The organism is Desulfocicer vacuolatum DSM 3385 (genome assembly GCF_900176365.1).
Taxonomy (GTDB): Bacteria; Desulfobacterota; Desulfobacteria; order Desulfobacterales; family Desulfobacteraceae; genus Desulfocicer; species Desulfocicer vacuolatum.
The window spans coordinates 1-1,655 of record NZ_FWXY01000071.1 but is presented as its reverse complement, the minus strand read 5'-3'; the positions used below and the strand labels follow the sequence as shown (position 1 = coordinate 1,655).

The 1,655-nt window shown below is 34.5% G+C and carries 1 protein-coding gene; it reads right to left on the bottom strand.

The window, feature by feature from the left end; translation table 11 throughout:
- Positions 1 to 48: 48 nt before the first annotated feature.
- Positions 49 to 1,560: a MarR family transcriptional regulator gene (locus B9A32_RS20925; RefSeq protein WP_084072134.1), complete on the bottom strand. Its 1,512-nt coding sequence runs from the start codon at positions 1,558 to 1,560 to the stop codon at positions 49 to 51.
- Between the last annotated feature and the right edge of the window lie 95 nt (positions 1,561 to 1,655).

Here is a 1,655-nt window from a genome sequence, read left to right as displayed (position 1 = left end):
ATTCTTATCTCTTATTTTCGTGTTGTTTTGGCAAAAGAATTATGTAGACTACTCATAACTATTTGCCAATTCAGGGATTATCACCATTGATTTTAATTTGATTCCCATGGTAATCACCTGGCTTCCCAATCGAGTCAAATAGTATTTATAAGTTTTAGCAACTTTTTTGATCAAACCGTGAGTATGCAATCTTTTTAAGACTCTTGAAATTTGACTGCTTGAGTATCCTTTAAGCTTATTTCGAAGAGTTTTGTTTTGAAAGCCATTGATTGTAAATTCTCCGGATATTACGGCTTGCAAAATCTTGATATCATCTTGACTGAAAAAATTGAAACCTTTGAATGGCCGATTATTTTGAATAACCGTTTCTGAAATTTTTTCAAGTTTTTTTATGCCAACACTCGGGTTAACAATATCAGCAAGAAAATTTAGAAAACGTTTGTTTGCACTAAATAATATTTTTGTTAAAGGTCCCATACTGTATAGACCTTTTTTAATTTTTGCCAATTTCATTGAGGTGGTTCCATCACGATGTTCTACCTTTCGGTAGTGTTTGAAAAAAGAAATATCATTTGTAGTTGTTTCGATCCTGAGGATAATGCCGTGTTTATCATACATTTTTATTGAAGTGGGTCCCATTCTGAATTTAACACATGTTCCTTCTATTCTTGTGGAAAAGTTATTACCCATTTCACCTTGATATTGTGGAGCGAGTTTTCTGCCAAGAAAAGTGGCTATATTTTCAGGTTTCACTGAGTGAATGGCAGTGCGGGTTAAATTTTCATAAATGAGTTTCAGATCTTCCTGACGTTTGAAAATAATGTCCGTGGCATATTCAATCTGCATGATGCTCCAATGATAACCAAAGTCAAAGTGCTTGATAACGGGGCAATAAAAATTTGCAAATTCATCCAGTTTTTCATGAATATGCTCAATATTGAAAGCATTGCTGAAATTTTGAGCTGATTCAAATGAATCTGTTTTTAGAATGGCATTATCCAGCATCACATTTTGAAGACCTTCTTTTTTCATGGTTGAATTAAGGACATTATGGCCATTAAAATATATTTGTAGTCGAAACGGACACCACGTGGGAACCCTGACATAACAAAGCCCCAAGTCCTCATCAATGAAATAGAAATAATAGTGCAAGCATTTTCCCTGGACTGATTTCAGGTAGGTTTTGTGGGTATTTTTGTTATGCCAGGGTTTGTATGAAGGACAAGACTCCATAGCTGAAAGGATATGAACAAGGCCAGGATGATCACCTCGCTCTTTAATCACTGTTTCTATTATCTTTTCTTTCCGGATGTTTCTTTTTGCTATAAATTGAATATCGATACCATTGTCTGAAGCAATTTTTTTAGCATTATTCCGAATTTCTTCTTTAAAAGGAGCAGCAAATTGTGGATAATCAAAAATTCTTATTCCTTTGAAATAAAGATAGCTTGTCATTCCAGCTGCATAGCATATTCCGGGAATAGTTCCTTGAATAACGATACGGTCATAACAATGCAAAACGCCTGATATTTGATTGGAGTATTTTTCAATAAACAGCATGATTGACCTCCTTTCGCATTTGTATGTTATGGGAATCATTATACCGCGAATGGTGATTCAACAAAACCTTTTTGGTTCTGGCTTGTCCAGGTTAG